Raw genomic sequence first — 19,983 nt, forward strand, 5'->3', positions numbered from 1 at the left:
CACCAGTATTCGAACACGCCAGGCACGGTGGAGGTCGGCGGGCCTGTGCGTCAGGCCGTTCGCCATCGCCCTCTACGAGCCGTCATTGCCACGAAGGGGGCCCCATGCAATTCAGGATTCTGGGGCCGCTCGAAGTCGTGGACGACGGCAGGCACATAGATGTCAGCGGGCAGCGCCAGCGCACGGTTCTGGCGATGCTGCTCCTCGAATCGGGACGTGTCGTCTCCAATGACCGCCTGGTGGAGGCCATATGGGAGCGGAAGCCGCCGGCGACGAGCCGCACCCAGGTACAGATCGGCATCTGCGCGCTGCGGCGCATGCTCCCCGCGGGGCCCCACCCCGGCCCCATCGTGACCCGCTCGCCCGGTTATCTCTTACGGATGACCGAGGGGCAACTCGACCTCCACGCCTTCGAGGAACGGGTAGCCGCAGGCGGAAGAGCCGCTGCCGCCCATCAACCCCAGCAGGCGGTAAAGGAGTTACGGGCCGCGTTGGGGCTGTGGCAGGGTCACGCCCTGACCGATATCAGCAGCAAGCCGGTACGGGCGAACGCCGTCCAACTCGACGAGCGGCGCCTCGCCGTACAGGAACAGTGTCTTGAACTCGAACTACGGCTCGGCAATCACCACCGCGCCGTGAGTGAACTCGGCGCTCTGGTCGCCGCCCACCCGCTCCGGGAACGCCTGCGGGTGCTCCTGATGACCGCGCTCCACCGCGCGGGACGGCAGGCCGAGGCCCTGGACGCCTACCGCCGGGCGCGGGCGGCCCTCGTCGAGAGGCTCGGCATCGAGCCCGGCGCGGAACTGCAGCGTCTGCACCGCATGATCCTGGCGGGAGAAGAGGAGTGGGGCACGCCGCCCCGGGTCCAGCCCTTCATCAAGGTGACGGCGCCCGCCCCCGCGCCGGACGGACCCGGCAGCGGCCCGGCGGTCCCGGCCCTTCCGGCAGCGCCGGCGCCCGCCGCAGTTCCGGCACACAAGATTCCGCGGCTGCTACCCGCCGATATCGCCGACTTCACCGGCCGCACTCGAGCGATCCAGCGCATTCTGGCCGCCCCCACCCGCACCGACGCACCCCGAACCGTCGTCCCCGTCACCGTCATCACCGGACGCGGTGGCTCCGGCAAGACGACGCTGGCCGTACATGTCGCCCATCGGCTCGCTCCGGACTACCCCGACGGGCAGCTCTTCGCGAAACTGTCCGGCGCCCCGGGCCACCCGACGAGCGCCGCCGAGGTGCTCCGGCGCTTCCTGCGCGCGCTCGGCGTGAGCGACGAAGCCGTCCCGAGCAGCGTCGAGGAGCGCGCCGAGATGTACCGTGACCTGCTGGCGGAGCGCCGGGTCCTCGTCGTGCTGGACGGCGCGGCATCCGAGTGCCAGGTCGCCCCGCTGCTCCCCGGGTCGTCCGGATCGCGGGTGCTGATCACCTCGTGGCGGCGCTTCACCGGGCTGCCCGCGGACACCCGTATCGAGCTCTCCAGGTTCCGGCGGGAAAGCTCCGTGGAAATGCTGATGAAGATCATCGGACGGCGGCGGGTCGCCGCCGAACCGCTGGCCGTCGAGGAGCTCTGCCGTGCCTGCGACGATCTGCCGCTCGTGCTGCGCGCGGCCGCCGCACGCCTGGCTGCCCGGCCGCACCGGGCCGTGGCGGACGCCGTCGCCCAGGCCGAGGCGGTGGACCGATGCACGGACGTGGCCCGCAGCCCGGACGAGCTGCGCCACGTGGAGCAGGCGGTCCGCACGTGCATGACCCCGGCTTACGAGGCGCTCAGTCCGGAGGCCCAGCAGGCCCTGCGCCGCCTCGCCCAGTTGGAGATACCCGACTTCGCCCCCTGGGTCGGCGCTCCCCTGCTCGAATGCGAACCGCACCACGCCCAGGACCTGCTGGACGAGCTCACCGAGTCCTATCTGCTCGACGCGGTGGTGGACCAGGCGTCCAGAGCCGTCCGGTACCGCTTCCCCGCCTTCGTACGGGCCTTCGCCCTGGAGCGACTGGCGGCGGAGGAGGCGCCGGAGGAGCAGCGGGCGGCGCTGCGGCGCGTTCTCGACACCTTGGCGTATCTCACCGGAGAAGCGCAGCGCCGCGGCGGGTACGGGGACCCGCCCGTACCGGATGAGCCCATCCGCTGCCATGCGATGCCGCAGAGCCTGATCGACCGTCTGCTGGCGGACCCGTTCGCCTGGTACCAGCAGGAGCGCGCCCAGGTGGAGGCGGCGGGCCGGCAGGCAGCCGAAATCGGCCTGTGTACCATTTCCAGTCGCCTGGCGAGCAGTTCGACGGTGCTGGCCCGGAAGTGATTCCCCCTCGGGTGGCAGCCCGGCGGTTCGGCCATGGGCACCCATTCCCTTTTGCCGCCCGATACCGGCGCGCATCCCGTCACGGCTGTCCTGCCGGCAGCCTCTCAGGCGGTCTCCCAAAACTCACCCGCGAACCCCGACGGGCTCCGGGGGAACGCCGCGCCGGGACACGATTCAATCTGCCGTTCATATACAAGGCGGACGCGTGCTTATTTACCTCTATCACTTCCCTAAATTTACGCTAACGATGTGATTCAAAACCCTCCCAATCGTTAAAAGATGCAGGTCAGGCGCTAAACACAAGGGTTGACCGGCCCTGATGCGCATCTCTAATGTGGCAGCGCTCCTCCATGTCCCATGCAAATAATCCCCCAGTTATTCGCAGCGTTCACAGGTTCTCTTCGGCGATGCACGTACGCACTGCTCTGTGTGCTCTTCAAGAACCGCGACCGCGTTTCGTTTTTATTGGACCTTTAGTGGACCGGTGAGAAGGGCGTCATCATGGACGGCATCCCCACGACCGACGAGAACGCGGGAGAAGACGCACGTACGGGAGGCGGAACGCGACCGTCCTCGGCCGGCCGGCTCCGCGCCAGGCCGGATGAGCGCGGACCGCTCTCTTTCGGCCAGCAGCGGCTCTGGTTCCTCGACCGCTGGCTCGGGGACAACGCCGTCTACAACATTCCGGTCGTTCTTCGCTTCACCGGCCCCTTGGACGCCGCCCGCCTGACGGCCGCCGTCACTACGACCACGGCCGGCCATGACGCCCTGTACACCGTCTTCGAGGCGGACGGGAACGGGGAGCCGCGCCAGCGGTTGCTGGACACCCGTGAGACGGACTGCCCGCTCGTCGACCTCACCGGACTCGCATCCGCCGACCGTGTCCGCAGCGCACGGGAGGCCGTCGAGGCGGAGGCCCGCAAGCCGTTCGACCTGGCCCGGGATCCGATGCTGCGTGCGTCGCTGTACCGACTGTCCGAGGACGAGCACTGGTTGCAGCTGACCTTCCACCACATCGCCTGCGACGGCTGGTCGCTCGATGTGTTCCAGCGCCGGCTGAACGAGGCGTACCGTGCCGGTGGCGGGTCGGCCGGGCCACTGCCGGTCCAGTACGCCGACTACGCGTTGTGGCAGCGCGAGACACTGCGCGGTCCTCGTACGGAGAAGGCCCTGGCGGCCTGGACGGACGCGCTGGCCGATGCTCCGGCCGTGCTGGACCTCGGCACGGACCGCCCCCGCCCGGCTGAGATGAGCTATCGGGGCGAGACGACGGACTTCCCGCTCACCGGAGTGTCCTCGGCGGCACTGGAGGCGTTCGCCGCCGAGGAGAACGTCAGTCTGTACACGGTGATGCTCGCTGCCTTCCAGGTGCTCGCCGCGCGCCACTCGGGAAGCAGCGATGTCGTCGTCGGTTCGCCGGTGGCGGGCCGGGACAACGCCAAGCTCAACGATCTGGTCGGCTTCTTCGTCGACACGCTCGTCCTCCGGGTGGACCTGGGGGACGACCCCGGCTTCCGGGAGCTCGTGGCGCGCTCCCGCGCGTCGCTGCTGAGCGCACTCTCCCGCAGCAGGGCCCCGTTCGATCTCGCCGTGAAGCAGCTGCACCCGGAACGGTCACTGAGTCACAACCCGATTGTGCAGACGCTTTTCGCCTTCCATGAGGAGGAGCCGCTGGAGCCCTTCGGTGAGGGGCTGAGCGTCGAGCGTTCCATGGTGGCCACGGGGACCGCGAAGTTCGACCTCACCTGGTCGGTGTACCGGCGGCCGGACGGGCTCCGTCTCCAGGTCGAGTACGCGACGGACCTGTTCGACGCCGCCACCATCCGTACCCTGGTGGACCACTGGCAGATCCTGCTTGATCAGATCCTCGCCACGCCCGATCTTCCGGTGAGCCGACTGCCGCTCATGGCTCCTGCCGAGCGGCAGTTGGTGGAGTCGTGGGCGGGTGACGGCGGAGAACTCCCGGTCGGTGCGATCCACGAGCTGGTGATACGCCGGGCGCTGGAGACGCCCGACGCCGTGGCCGTCGTCTGCGACGAGGACACCCTCACCTACGCCGAACTCGTCACCCGCGCGGCCCAGATCGCCGCACTGCTGGTCGAGCAGGGCGTGGGACCCGAGGTCTGCGTCGGCATCTGCGTCGAACGATCCCTCGACACCGTGATCACCACCCTCGCCGTCCTCATGGCCCACGGCGTCTACGTCCCCCTCGACACCGCCTTCCCCACCGACCGCATGCACCACATGCTCACCGAAGTCGACGCCACCCTCGTCCTGACCCACCAACCCACCCACGACACCCTCCCCCACGGCCCCTGGCACACCCTGAACATCGACACCCTCCAGGCCACCACCACCCCGGACCTCGACCACACCCTCACCCACCTCCCCCAACACCTCGACCCCGACCACGCCTGCTACATCATCTTCACCTCCGGATCCACCGGACGCCCCAAAGGCACCACCGTCACCCACGCCAACGTCACCCGCCTCTTCAACGCCGTCCAACAACGCCTCCCCTTCGGCCCCCACGACACCTGGACCCTCTTCCACAGCTACGCCTTCGATGTGTCGGTCATGGAGATGTGGGGCGCCCTCACCACCGGCGGACGCCTTGTCGTGGTGCCGTATCTGACCAGCCGGGACTCGGAAGCGTTCTACGCACTCGTACGCGACCGGTCGGTCACGATGCTCAGCCAAACCCCTTCGGCCTTCCGCCAGTTCGAGACAGTCGATGCAGTGGAGGGTGGGGAACTGGCCCTGCGGGCTGTGCTGTTCGCAGGCGAGGCGCTGAACCGGGCTTCGGTGCGCCGCTGGGGCGCCCGTCACGGTTACGCCTCACCACTTCTCGTCAACCTGTACGGCATCACCGAGACCACCGTGCACGTGACGTACACCGAGGTGGACGAGGGCCAGCTCGACGGTACCTTCAGCCGGATCGGCAGGGCGCTGCCCGATCTCCGTCTTTACGTCCTGGATCCGTCGGGCGATCCGAGTCCGATCGGTGTCGTCGGGGAGCTCTACGTCGGCGGGCCCGGCGTGACGCGTTGCTACACAGGCCAACCGGCGCTCACCGCACAGCGTTTCGTTCCGGACCACCTCGGTCGTGCGCCGGGGGCCCGGCTCTACCGCAGTGGGGACCTCGCCCGCCGGACGGCCTCCGGCGACCTGGAATACCTGGGCCGGGCCGACGCCCAGGTGAAGGTGCGCGGCTACCGTATCGAGCTGCCGGAGATCGAGGCCCGACTGGGCCGGCAGCCCGAGATCCGGCAGGCCGTCGTGGTCGTCCGGGACGATCTCGGCGGCCACACGGACCTCGTCGCCTACCTCGTACCGGAGCCGGACGCCGACCCGCCCACCACCAGTGAACTCCGTGACGCCCTCGCCGGCCACCTCCCCGACTACATGATCCCGAGGAACTTCGTCTTCCTCGATGCCCTCCCGCTCACTCCGCAGGGCAAGCTCAACCACCGGGTTTTGCCCGCTCCGGCGACCGAACGCCCGCAATTGGAAGCCGAGTTCGTCGCTCCGCTGCCCGGGACGGAGGAGCTGCTCGCGGGGATCTGGAGCACCGTTCTCGGCGTCGACCGGGTCGGCCGCCACGACAACTTCTTCGACCTCGGCGGCGACTCCATCCGCAGCATCCAGGTACTGGGACTGGCTCGTACCCAGGGGGTCGGTTTCGAGCTGCAGGACCTCTTCCGCACGCCCACCCCGGCGGGGCTGGCCGAGGCCGCCTCGACCCATTCGGCGTCCGAGGCTCCGCAGCGCGACCGTGAGCCGTTCTCCATGGTGAGCGCCGAGGACAGGGCGCGGCTGCCACTGGGCCTCGTGGATGCCTATCCGATGGCGGAACTCCAGGTCGGCATGATCTACGAGATGGAGCTGGACCGTGAACGGCTGCCGTACCACAACGTGGACAGCATGCGCATCAACGGCCGGTTCGACGAGCGCAGCTTCAAGGAGGCGCTCCGCCTGGTCGTGGAACGCCACCCGATACTCCGCACGTCCCTGGAGTTGAGCGGCTACAGCGAGCCGCTCCAGCTGGTGCATGCCACGGCGGAGATGCCGTGTGTGGTGTCCGATCTGCGCGCGCTCGACGACGAGGCGCAACAGTCGGCGATCGCCGCATACGTGACCTTCGAACGCTCCCATGTGTTCGACCACTCCCGGCCGCCGTTGCTGCGGTTCGGCATCCACTGGCTCTCCGACGATGCGTTTCAGTGGACGGTGACCGAGCACCACGCCATTTTCGACGGCTGGAGCCTTCACTCCACGCTCGCCGAGATCACTGGCCTCTACCACCGGCTCGCGACCGGTGCGGGCACGGTCGTCGCCCTGGACCCGCCCGAGTCCGCGTACCGCGACTTCATCGCGGCGGAACGGGAGGTGCTGCGCTCGAAGGAGAGCGAGGCGTTCTGGCTGGAGCGGCTCACGGACCGGCCCACGGGCCGGCTCCCACGCTGGCCGGACCGGCACGACGCCCGGCTGGCCACGCCCGAGCGCGAGAACGAGTGGCGGGTGCTGCACACGGCGGAGAAGCACGGCTCGATCGAGACGCTGCTGCCGGCGGAGCTGTGCGACGAGCTGCTGGCGCTGGCCAAGCGTTGTGGGGTGCCGCTGAAGTCCGTGCTGCTGGCAGCGCATCTGCGGGTCATGAGTCTGGTCACCGGAAGCACGGACGTGCTGGCCGGGCTGTCGTCCAACGGACGGCTGGAGGAGGCCGGGGCGACCGAGGTGCGGGGACTCTTCCTGAACACCGTCCCGTTCCGGCTGGATCTGCCGGACGGCAGTTGGCTGGACCTCGTACGCGCGGTGTTCGAGGCCGAGCAGGACATGCTGCCCCACCGCAGATACCCGCTGGGGGCGTTGCAGCGTCGTATGGGCGGCGAGGCCCTGTTCGAGACCAGCTTCGTGTACAACCACTTCCACGTGCTCACCGACGAGTTCGGTGAGGGGCGCCTGACGATCGTGGACGGGAAGATCGACAGCTTCAGCACGCTGCGTGCCGAGCCGACCAACTTCCCGCTGAGTGTCGGCGTGATCCGCAATCCGTACTCCACACGGCTGCTCCTGAGTCTCGACTACCACCTCGGTGTTCTGGTCGAGGACCAGGTGGCGTTGATGCGGGACTACTACGTGCGGGTGCTGGAGTCGATGGTCTGCGAACCGGACACCGCGTTCGGGGACGTCGTCCTGCTGGGAGACGCCGAGCGGGAGCTGGTGGAGTCGTGGGCGGGTGACGGCGGAGAACTCCCGGTCGGCGCGATCCACGAACTGGTCATACGCCGGGCGCTGGAGACGCCCGACGCCGTGGCCGTCGTCTGCGACGAGGACACCCTCACCTACGCCGAACTCGCCACCCGCGCAGCCCAGATCGCCGCACTGCTGGTCGAGCAGGGCGTGGGACCCGAGGTCTGCGTCGGCATCTGCGTCGAACGATCCCTCGACACCGTGATCACCACCCTCGCCGTCCTCATGGCCCACGGCGCCTACGTCCCCCTCGACACCGCCTTCCCCACCGACCGCATGCACCACATGCTCACCGAAGTCGACGCCACCCTCGTCCTGACCCACCAACCCACCCACGACACCCTCCCCCACGGCCCCTGGCACACCCTGAACATCGACACCCTCCAGGCCACCACCACCCCGGACCTCGACCACACCCTCACCCACCTCCCCCAACACCTCGACCCCGACCACGCCTGCTACATCATCTTCACCTCCGGATCCACCGGACGCCCCAAAGGCACCACCGTCACCCACGCCAACGTCACCCGCCTCTTCAACGCCGTCCAACAACGCCTCCCCTTCGGCCCCCACGACACCTGGACCCTCTTCCACAGCTACGCCTTCGACTTCTCCATCTGGGAAATGTGGGGCGCCCTCACCACCGGCGGACGCCTCGTCGTCGTCCCCTACCACACCAGCCGCGACACAGACGCCTTCTACACCCTCGTCCACGACCAGGCCATCACCCTCCTCAGCCAAACACCATCAGCCTTCCGCCAATTCGAAGCAACCGACCACACCCACAACCGCCACCTCGCCCTACGCGCCGTCGTCTTCGGCGGCGAAGCACTCGACACACCCTCCGTACGCCGCTGGACAAACCGCCACGGCTGCACCACACCCCGCCTCATCAACATGTACGGCATCACCGAAACCACCGTCCACGTCACCACCAACGAAATCGACGAACACCAACTGCACAACGGCACCACCAGGATCGGGCGGGCCCTCCCGGACCTCCGAGTCCGGATCATGGATCAGCACGGCAATCCCGCGCCGATCGGTGTCATCGGCGAACTGTACGTATCAGGGCCGGGGCTCGCGCGCGGGTACGACGCGCGGCCGGCCCTCACGGCTGAGCGTTTCGTCCCCGATCACCTGGGACGGACGCCTGGAACCCGGCTCTACCGCAGTGGGGACCTCGCCCGCTGGACACCCTCCGGCGACCTGGAGTACCTGGGCCGGGCCGACGCACAGGTCAAGATCCGCGGCTACCGCATCGAACTCGGCGAGATCGAGGCACAGTTGGCTCGGGGGGCCGGTCTGCGTGAGGTCGTTGTCCTTCCGTATCAGGAGGCGAACGGCCGTACGGATCTGGTCGCCTATCTCGTGCCGGAACCGGGCACCGACCGGCCCACCACCAGCGAACTCCGGGACGCCCTCGCCGGCCACCTCCCCGACTACATGATCCCGCGGAACTTCGTCCTCCTCGACGCCCTCCCCCTCACCCCGCAAGGAAAGCTCGACCGACGCTCCCTGCCCGCCCCCACCACCGAACGCCCCACCCTCGAAACAGAGTTCACCCCACCCCTCCCCGGAACCGAAGAAGCTCTCGCCGCCATCTGGGCCGACATCCTCGGCGTCGACCGCATCGGCCGCCACGACAACTTCTTCGACCTCGGCGGCGACTCCATCCGCAGCATCCAGATACTCGGCCGAGCCCGCGACAACGGACTCACCTTCCACCTCCAAGACCTCTTCCACCACCCCACACTCGCCGACCTCGCCACCACCACAGCCACAATCCAGCCCACCACCACACCACCCACCACCGCGCAGCCCTTCTCCCTCCTCACACCCCACGACCGCGACCAGCTCCCCGACCACCTCGACGACGCCTACCCCATGGCCGAACTCCAAGTCGGCATGGTCTACGAAATGCAACGCGACCCCGACCGCAACCCCTATCTGAATGTGACGTCGCTGCATCTCCCGGGCCGGTTCGAGCAGGAAGCCTTCCGTGCGGCAGTGTCCATGGTGGTGGAGCGGCATCCTGTGCTGCGTACCTCTTTCGACCTCAGTGGTCTGTCCGTGCCGATGCAATTGATGCACGCGGAAGTCGAGATGCCTCTCGGCCTGGTGGATCTGCGCGGGCTGAGCGAGGCCCGACAGCGGCGTGAGCTGGCCGATTACGTCCGTGGGGAGCGGACGAAGGGGTTCGATCCGGCGGTGGCGCCGTTGTGCCGGATGGCTGTCCATGTGCTGTCCGACGACGCCTTCCAGTGGACCGTCACCGACCACCACGCCATCCTCGACGGCTGGAGCCTCGCCTCCACCCTCGCCGAAATCACCGACACCTACCACACCCTCCTCGACGGCAGCACTCCATCACTCCCGCCCCTCCGCTCCACCTACCGCGACTACATCGCAGCCGAACAAAACGCACTCACCACCCCCGCACACACCACCTACTGGCACAACCTCCTCACCGATCGCCCCGACACCCGCCTCCCCCGCCACAGCGGCAACGGCGACTCCCTGCTCATCGGGGAACGGCTCGACGACGAGGTGCATGAGCATGACGACACCGGCGGGTACGGAGCGCTGGTCACCGTCGTGCCGCCGGAGCTCCTGTCGGCGCTGGAGGACAGCGCCGCCCGGATCGGTGTGCCGTTCAAGGCCGTCGTCCTGGCCGCCCACGTGCGGGTTCTGAGCCTGGTCACGGGCAGCGCGGATATCGTCACAGGGCTGTCGTCCAACGGGCGACTGGAGGAGACCGACGGCACCGAGGTGCGGGGGCTCTTCCTCAATTCGCTGCCTTTCCGGCTGCGACTGCCAGACGGCAACTGGGCGGATCTGGCGCGCGCCGTGTTCGATGCCGAACGGGAGATGCTGCCGCACCGCAGGTACCCCATGCCGGCGCTGCAACGTGCGCTGGGCGGCGACCCCCTGTTCGAGACCGGCTTCGTCTACAACCACTTCCGCCACGTGGACGAGCTGGCCGAGGGGGGCCGTGCCTCGGTCTCCGGGCCGCACGACGAGACGGCCGCCGGTGTCGCCCGGACCAGCTTCCCTCTGCATGTGGCCATGAGCCGCGAACCGGGCCTGGTCGGTATGCGACTGGAGCTGGAGTACGACGCCAGGGAGTTCCCTGCGGAGCAGATGCGTCTGATCCGCGACTATCACCTGCGGGCGCTGCGGGCGATCGCCGAGAATCCGGACGCCGCCCACCGAGCGGCCGTCCTGCTCGGCGAGGCCGAGCAGGCTCTGCTGGAGCGCTGGAACGACAACGCAGCCCCTGTCCCGTCCACACCCGTCCACGAGCTGGTCGAGGCGCGGGCGGCGGCGCAACCCCACCGCGTCGCCGTGGTCGCCGGGGAGCGGTCCCTGACGTACGGCGAACTCGATGCGCGTGCCGACCGGCTGGCCCATCACCTGCGCCGGCTGGGCGTCGGCCCAGAGGTCTTCGTCGGGGTCGCCCTGGACCGTTCGCCCGAACTGGTCGTCGGGCTGCTGGCCGTACTCAAGGTCGGCGGGGCCTACGTACCGCTGGATGTCTCCTTCCCCGCGGCCCGGCTCGCGCACATGCTCCAGGAGGCGGACGTGCGGGTGGTCCTGGCCGGGGCGAGTACTACGGAGCTGGTTCCGCGGGGGCCGTGGGAGACGGTCGACGTGGACACCGTCGTTCTGCCCGAGCAGGCGCGGTGCGGCCGGGTCCCGGAGGCCGGCGCCGGGCCGGACAACGCCTGCTACGCCATCTTCACCTCCGGTTCCACGGGGCGGCCGAAGGGCGTGGTGACCCGGCATCGCAACGTGACCGAACTGCTGCACGGCGGCCCCGCGATGGAACTGCGGGAGGACGACACCGTTCTCCAGATCGCGACGGTCGCCTTCGATGTCTCCACCTTCGAGATATGGGCACCGCTGGCGGCGGGGGCCCGGCTCGTGCTCGCTCCACCGGCACGGTACGCCCCGGCCGATGTGGCGGGCTGGGTGACGGATCACGGCGTGACGATCCTCCACGCCACCGCCTCACTGTTCACCCTGCTCGTGGACGAGCAGCCGCAGGCGTTCGACGGACTGCGCCGTCTGCTCACCGGCAGTGAGACGGTTTCCGCACCGCATGCCGGCCGGATCCTCGCCCGATGCCCTGAACTTGAGCTGGTCAACTGCTGGGGGCCGACGGAGACCACCACGTTCTCCGTCTGCGGCATCTTCACCGCGGACTCGCTTCCGGCCGGCCCGCTGCCGCTCGGCACACCACTGGCCAACACCGAGGTCCGGGTGCTGGACGAGGCCGGCCATCCCGTGCCCGTGGGCAGCCCGGGTGAGCTGTACGTGGCCGGGCCGTGCCTCGCACGCGGCTATCTCGGCAGACCCGCGCTGACCGCCGAGCGCTTCCTGCCGCATCCCTCCGTGCCGGGTGCTCGGCTGTACCGCACGGGTGACCGGGGGCGCTGGTCGGCCGAAGGCCAGGTGGAGTTCCTCGGCCGGGTCGACCACATGGTCAAGATTCGCGGCTACCGGGTGGAGCCCGGCGAGGTGAGCGAGGCGATCAGCGCTCATCCGCGCGTTCGCCAGTGTGTCGTGACAGCGCCGCGGGACGCGTCGGGCCGGGCAGATCTGGTGGCGTACGTGGTGTGCGACGCCCCAGCACCCCATGTGTCCGAACTGCGGTCGGCGCTGCGGGAGAAGCTGCCGGAGTACATGCTGCCGAAGGCATTCGTGTTCCTCGACGCGTTCCCGCTGACGGCCCAGGGCAAGGTGGACCGCGGCAGGCTCCCCGCACCGTCCGGGGACCGCCCGGAGCTGTCGGCTCAGTACGCGGCGCCGCTGCCCGGGGTGGAGGAACGGCTGGCGGTGATCTGGCGTCAGGTCCTCGGGGTGGACAGGATCGGCCGGCACGACAACTTCTTCGACCTGGGCGGCGACTCGATCCGCAGCATTCAGGTGATCGGACGGGCCCGGGAGGAGGGTCTGCTGCTCACGCTGCCCGTACTGTTCCGGTCGCCGACGCTCGACGCGCTGGGCACCGAGGTGACTTCGATGACGGACGACCTGCTCCCCGCACCGACGGCGGAGCCGTTCGCCCTGTTGTCGGCGAAGGACCGGCAGGCGCTGCCGGAGGGGCTGGTCGACGCCTATCCGATGGCGGCCCTCCAGGTCGGCATGGTCTACGAGATGGAGATCGACCCGGACCGCAATCCTTACCACAACGTCAGTACGGTGCGGCTCGGCGAGCGGTTCGAGGTGGACGCCTTCCGGCGGGCCGTCGAGCTGACCGTGGGCCGCCACGATGTCCTGCGTACCTCGTTCGACCTGAGCGGATACAGTGAGCCGGTTCAGCTCGTGCACGAGCGGGTCGAGCCGCCGCTGACCGTCGTCGATCTGCGGGGTCAGGACGACGGTGCGCAACGGGCGGCGGTGGCGGAGTGCGTCCGTCGCGAGCAGGACGAGGGCTTCTCGGTGGCGGTGGCGCCGTTGTTCCGGATGACGGTCCATGTGCTGTCCGACGACGCCTTCCAGTGGACCGTCACCGACCACCACGCCATCCTCGACGGCTGGAGCCTCGCCTCCACCCTCGCCGAAATCACCGACACCTACCACACCCTCCTCGACGGCCACACCCCCACACTCCCGCCCCTCCGCTCCACCTACCGCGACTACATCGCAGCCGAACAAAACGCACTCACCACCCCCGCACACACCACCTACTGGCACAACCTCCTCACCGACCGCCCCGACACCCGCCTCCCCCGCCACACCACTGCTCTTCCCGACGGGCTCGCGGGGCTGTGCAGCGCGGGCGAGGTGCACCGCAACGACGCGGAGCGCCGGCACGGAGAACTGGTCACGCCCCTGCCGGTCGGTCTGGGCGATGGTCTCGACCGGTTCGCCAGGCGTTGTGGGGTGCCGCTGAAGTCCGTGCTGCTGGCAGCGCATCTGCGGGTGATGAGCCTCGCCACCGGCAGCCGGGACGTTGTCACGGGGCTGTCGTCCAACGGACGGCTGGAGGAGACCGACGGCACCGAGGTGCGAGGGCTCTTCCTCAACACTCTGCCGTTCCGGCTGGAACTGCCGGACGGCAGTTGGCGGGACCTCGCGCTCGCGGTGTTCGAGGCCGAGCAGGACCTGCTGCCCCACCGCAGGTACCCGATGTCGGCGATCCAGCGCGAACTGGGCGGGGAACCGCTCTTCGAGACCGGCTTCGTGTACAACCATTTCCGCCAGATCGACGCACTCGCCGGTGGGGCGGACACGAACGACGATCACGCCCGTGCGACCGGAGGCGGGCGGACCCACTTCCCGTTGCTGGTGGCCGTCAGCCAGGAGCCCGGGCACCAGGGGCTGAGCCTGGAGATGGAGTACGACAGCGGAGAACTGACCGCCGTCCAGGTGGCGTTGATGCGCGACTCGTATGTGCGGGTGCTCGAGTCGATGGTCTGCGAACCGGACACCGCGTTCGGGGACGTCGTCCTGCTGGGAGACGCCGAGCGGGAGCTGGTGGAGTCGTGGGCGGGTGACGGCGGAGAACTCCCGGTCGGCGCGATCCACGAACTGGTCATACGCCGGGCGCTGGAGACGCCCGACGCCGTGGCCGTCGTCTGCGACGAGGACACCCTCACCTACGCCGAACTCGCCACCCGCGCAGCCCAGATCGCCGCACTGCTGATCGAGCAGGGCGTGGGACCCGAGGTCTGCGTCGGCATCTGCGTCGAACGATCCCTCGACACCGTGATCACCACCCTCGCCGTCCTCATGGCCCACGGCGTCTACGTCCCCCTCGACACCGCCTTCCCCACCGACCGCATGCACCACATGCTCACCGAAGTCGACGCCACCCTCGTCCTGACCCACCAACCCACCCACGACACCCTCCCCCACGGCCCCTGGCACACCCTGAACATCGACACCCTCCAGGCCACCACCACCCCGGACCTCGACCACACCCTCACCCACCTCCCCCAACACCTCGACCCCGACCACGCCTGCTACATCATCTTCACCTCCGGATCCACCGGACGCCCCAAAGGCACCACCGTCACCCACGCCAACGTCACCCGCCTCTTCAACGCCGTCCAACAACGCCTCCCCTTCGGCCCCCACGACACCTGGACCCTCTTCCACAGCTACGCCTTCGACTTCTCCATCTGGGAAATGTGGGGCGCCCTCACCACCGGCGGACGCCTCGTCGTCGTCCCCTACCACACCAGCCGCGACACAGACGCCTTCTACACCCTCGTCCACGACCAGGCCATCACCCTCCTCAGCCAAACACCATCAGCCTTCCGCCAATTCGAAGCAACCGACCACACCCACAACCGCCACCTCGCCCTACGCGCCGTCGTCTTCGGCGGCGAAGCACTCGACACACCCTCCGTACGCCGCTGGACAAACCGCCACGGCTGCACCACACCCCGCCTCATCAACATGTACGGCATCACCGAAACCACCGTCCACGTCACCACCAACGAAATCGACGAACACCAACTGCACAACGGCACCACCAGGATCGGGCGGGCCCTCCCGGACCTCCGAGTCCATGTCCTCGACCCGTACGGGAACCCCACCCCGATCGGAGTGGTCGGAGAACTCCACATCGGCGGCGCGGGCCTGGCACGTGGCTACACCGGTCAACCCGCTCTCAGCGCACAACGATTCGTACCGGATCACCTGACGCCGACCCCCGGTGCCCGCCTCTACCGCAGTGGGGACCTCGCCCGCTGGACACCCTCCGGCGACCTGGAGTACCTGGGCCGGGCCGACGCACAGGTCAAGATCCGCGGCTATCGCATCGAACTCGGCGAGATCGAGTCTCAGTTGGCTCGACTTGATTCGGTCCTGCAGGCCGTTGTCGTCGTCCGGGACGATCTCGAGGACCGTACAGATCTGGTCGCCTATCTCGTGCCGGGACCGGGCATCGACCGGCCCACCACCAGCGAAGTCCGCGACGCCCTCGCCGGCCACCTCCCCGACTACATGATCCCGCGGAACTTCGTCCTCCTCGACGCCCTCCCCCTCACTCCGCAGGGCAAGCTCAACCACCGGGCCTTGCCCGCTCCGACGACCGAACGCCCGGCACTGGCAGCCGAGTTCATCGCTCCGCTGCCCGGGACGGAGGAACTGCTCGCGGGGATCTGGAGCACCGTTCTCGGCGTCGACCGCATCGGCCGCCACGACAACTTCTTCGACCTCGGCGGCGACTCCATCCGCAGCATCCAGATACTCGGCCGAGCCCGCGACAACGGACTCACCTTCCACCTCCAAGACCTCTTCCACCACCCCACACTCGCCGACCTCGCCACCACCACAGCCACAATCCAGCCCACCACCACACCACCCACCACCGCGCAGCCCTTCTCCCTCCTCACACCCCACGACCGCGACCAGCTCCCCGACCACCTCGACGACGCCTACCCCATGGCCGAACTCCAAGTCGGCATGGTCTACGAAATGCAACGCGACCCCGACCGCAACCCCTATCTGAACGTCGAGAACCTTCCGGTCGCCGGTCCCTTCGACGCTCCCGTCTTCCGACGGGCTCTCGCGCTGGTGGTGAAGCGGCACCCCATTCTGCGTACGTCATTGGCGCTGACCGGGTACAGCAAGCCGCTCCAACTGGTGCACACAGACGCCGATGTGCAGCTGACGGTGCTGGATCTGCGGGGTCTCGGGGACGACGCGCAGCGCACGGCTCTGCGGGAGTGTGTCCGTACCGAGCGGGCGAAGGTGTTCGACATCGGTGCAGCACCGCTGTGCCGGATGACGGTCCATGTGCTGTCCGACGACGCCTTCCAGTGGACCGTCACCGACCACCACGCCATCCTCGACGGCTGGAGCCTCGCCTCCACCCTCGCCGAAATCATCGACACCTACCACACCCTCCTCGACGGCCACACCCCCACACTCCCGCCCCTCCGCTCCACCTACCGCGACTACATCGCAGCCGAACAAAACGCACTCACCACCCCCGCACACACCACCTACTGGCACAACCTCCTCACCGACCGCCCCGACACCCGCCTCTCGCGCGATTCCGCCGCACTGTCCGACGAGCCGGGCTACCGCAGCGTCACCACGCATCTGCCCCCGCAACTCCTCGCCGCGCTGGAGCACGGTGCCGCGCAGGCCGGTGTTCCGCTCAAGGCAGTGCTGCTGGCCGCCCATCTGCGTGCGTTGAGCCTGGCGACGGGGAGCCCGGATGTCATCACCGGGCTGACGGCCAATGGGCGGCTGGAGGAGACCGACGGGGCCGAGGTGCGGGGGCTCTTCCTCAACACCGTGCCGTTCCGGCTCCATCTGCCCGAGGGCAGTTGGGCCGATCTGGCGCGGGCCGTGTTCGACGCCGAGCGTGAGATGCTGCCGCACCGCAGGTATCCGATGGCCGCGCTCCGGCGCGAGCTCGGTGGTGCACCGCTCTTCGATGTCAACTTCACCTACAACAGTTTTCCGCAGTTCGGTGCGCTCGCCGAGGCGGGTGCGCTGGCCAAGGAGGGACCGGGCAACGACGTCCCTGGCGTGGCCCCCACGAGCTTCCCGTTCAGCGTCACGCTCAGCCGGGAATCGGTGCTCGGCGGGATGTGGATGGAGCTGGAGTACGACACCGCGGAGCTGTCGGCCGACCAGGTCGCCCGGCTGCGCGACTACCACCTGCGGGCGCTGGAAGCGGTGGCGGCGGACATCGGAGCAGACGCGTACGGGGCGCCGTTGCTGAGCGAGGCCGAGCAGGCGCTGCTCGACATGCTGAACTACACGACGGACGCCCGGGCGGCCGGCAGGGTTCCGGTGCACGAGCTGCTACGGCGGCAGGCCGCCCGTACCCCGGACTCGCTCGCGATCGAGGACGGCGAGACGCGGATCAGCTTCGCCCGGCTGGACGCGGACAGCGATCGCCTCGCGCGGCGGCTGCGTCGGGACGGGGTATGTCACGGCGATCTCGTCGGCATCTTCCTGCGGCCCGGATCGGCCGCGCTGACCACCTTCTGGGCGGTGTGGAAGGCGGGGGCCGCGTTCGTCCCGCTCGATCCCGGGCTACCGGAACACCGTCTGCGCTCGATGCTGGATCAGGCCCGGCCCGTTCTGCTGATCACCGACGACCCGAAGGCCGCCCCGAACGGTCACCGGCTGTTCGATCTTTCGGCCGTCACGCACGACGCAGGGCCGGAGGAGACCGGTACGCGGTCCGGGGACGGCCGGGACAGTGCCGCGCTGCCGTCCGTGAGCGCGCGGGACCTGGCCTATGTGATGTTCACGTCCGGCACCACCGGCGGCCCCAAGGGCGTCATGATCGAACACGGCAGCCTCTCCGCCTATGCGGTGGGTACGCCGCTGGGACGCACTCGCTCTCTGGGTGCCGAGAAGCCACTGCGGGTGGTGACCGGCACGTCGGCGTACATCTCCGACTTCCTGCTGGCGCAGGTTCTCCTGGTGCTCGACGGTCACACGCTGTGTGTGCTGAGCCAGGAGCAGCGGCGTGACCCCGGGCATCTCGTCGCCCGCGCACATGATCGCGAGCGGGCCGTGGACGTCATCGACACGACCACCGTTCAACTTCAACTTCTGGTGGAGCAAGGGCTGTTGGAAGCGCCTTGGCCACCCAAGCTGCTCGTCTTCGGCGGCGAGGCGTGCCCGCCCGATCTGTGGGCGGCGCTGGGCGAGCGGTCCGGCGTGCGGGCGTTCAACAGTTACGGGCCGGCGGAGGCGACGGTCGAGGCGACCGTGGCACAGGTGACAGGTGACGGCGGGCCCGTCATCGGCCGGCCCTGCGCCAACACCAGGATCCATCTCCTGGACGCCGCAGGGCGTGAAGTGCCGCCCGGCACCGCGGGTGAGATCTGCGTCGGCGGCGCCGGGGTGGGCCGGGGCTACCTCGGCCGGCCCGGGGTCACGGCCGACCGTTTCGTGCCGGACCCCTGGGGCCCGGCGGGCAGCCGTCTCTACCGCACGGGTGACGTCGGCCGTCTCACCGACTCCGGTGATCTGGAGTTCCTGGGGCGGGTGGATCACCAGCTGAAGGTGCTCGGCGAGCGCGTCGAGCCGGAGGAGGTCGAGGCGGTGCTACGCGCCCATCCGGGCGTGGCCGGCGCGATCGTCGGCCGCCATCCGGACCACGAGGGGCTGCTGGCGAACGTCGTACCGGCCCAGGGTGGTGCCCCGGACCAGCGGGAACTGCGACGGCATGCCGCCTCCCGGCTGTCGTCGGCAGCGGTTCCGACGCACTTCGTGGTGGTCGACGCATTGCCGCTCACCCCGGCCGGAAAGCTGGACCGTGGCGCTCTGCTGACCGCCGGCCCCGTCTCGGGTCCAGAGGGAACCGAAGGTCCAGAAGGTATCGGGGGTCCGGGCGAACCGGGCCGTGGCGCGGCGGAGTCGGCGTTCTCCCGGACGGAGCGGCGCGTCGCCGAGGTGTGGCACAAGCTCCTCGGCCTTCGTGCCGCCCGGCAGGACGACTTCTTCGCGATCGGCGGGCACAGTCTGCTGGCCGTGCGGCTCGCGGGTGAGCTGGGCGCCGCTTTCGGCACCACGGTTCCCCTGCCGCAGCTGTACAGCACTCCCACGCTGGCGGGTCAGGCGGCGTACCTCGATGACGCCCGGCACGCGCGGGAGGGCAGGGGCCGAAACGGCGGCCCGCGCAGCATCATCGTCCTCGGCGGCTCTCCCGGGCTCCAGCCGCTGGTGCTGGTGCATCCGCTCGGCGGCACGCTCTTCTGCTACCGGGATCTGACGGCACGGGTCGCGGACTCCTTCGAGGTCCTGGGGGTCCAGGGGGACCTGATGGGCGGCGGGGACACGGCGGACTTCGCCTCGCTGGCGTCGGGTTACGCCCGTGAACTGGCACCCCTGCTCCGGGGGCGACGGCCCGTGGTCGCCGGCTGGTCGGCCGGCGGTGTGCTGGCTCACGAGGTCGCCTCACGGCTGGCGGACCGGGGCATCGTGGCCGATCGTGTCGTCATCATCGACGCCGCTCCCCAGCAGGGGCCGGACGCGGCGGCGGACGCGGCGGCGCTGGAGCGGCTGCGTACCGATGTGGCACGGCTGGGACCGCGCCGGCTCCTGGCGGAGCACGCCATCGACGACGTGCTGCGGCTGCTCGGCGTGGACGCGGAGGCACTGGCGGAGCTGAACGGGCCCGTCACCGCGTCACTCATGGAGTTCTGGCAGGGGATGCTGTCCGGCCTGGCCGGACACCGGCCCTCCCCCTACCCGGGCCCCGTGCACCTCGTGGTGTCCGGCCGGGGTGAAGAGGCGGCCGTGCGTGCCGCGGTCACCGGATGGGAGCGGTTCGCCGGGACGCTGCGTGTCTCGTACGCCGACGGCGACCACTACCAGCTCATGCGGGAGCCCTGGATCGGGGACGTGGCCAAGGTGTTCGCCGGCCCGGACGATCCGACAGATCAGACCGACGGGGGCGTGTCCGGCCGGTCCTGATCCGCCGTACACATCCGAATCC

2 protein-coding genes are annotated in these 19,983 nt (G+C 69.3%); both read left to right on the top strand.

Annotated elements, in window-relative coordinates; all coding sequences use genetic code 11:
- Nucleotides 1-104: 104 nt before the first annotated feature.
- Nucleotides 105-2,297 carry an AfsR/SARP family transcriptional regulator gene (locus OG609_RS02175; protein ID WP_327271175.1) on the top strand — a complete coding sequence of 731 codons (2,193 nt, stop codon included), beginning with the start codon at nucleotides 105-107 and terminating at the stop codon, nucleotides 2,295-2,297.
- Between the two features lie 501 nt (nucleotides 2,298-2,798).
- Nucleotides 2,799-19,961 carry a non-ribosomal peptide synthetase gene (locus tag OG609_RS02180; RefSeq protein WP_327271176.1) on the top strand — a complete coding sequence of 5,721 codons (17,163 nt, stop codon included), beginning with the start codon at nucleotides 2,799-2,801 and terminating at the stop codon, nucleotides 19,959-19,961.
- Nucleotides 19,962-19,983: the final 22 nt, after the last annotated feature.

Origin of the sequence: Streptomyces sp. NBC_01224 (genome assembly GCF_036002945.1) — a bacterium.
Classification (GTDB): Bacteria; Actinomycetota; Actinomycetes; order Streptomycetales; family Streptomycetaceae; genus Streptomyces.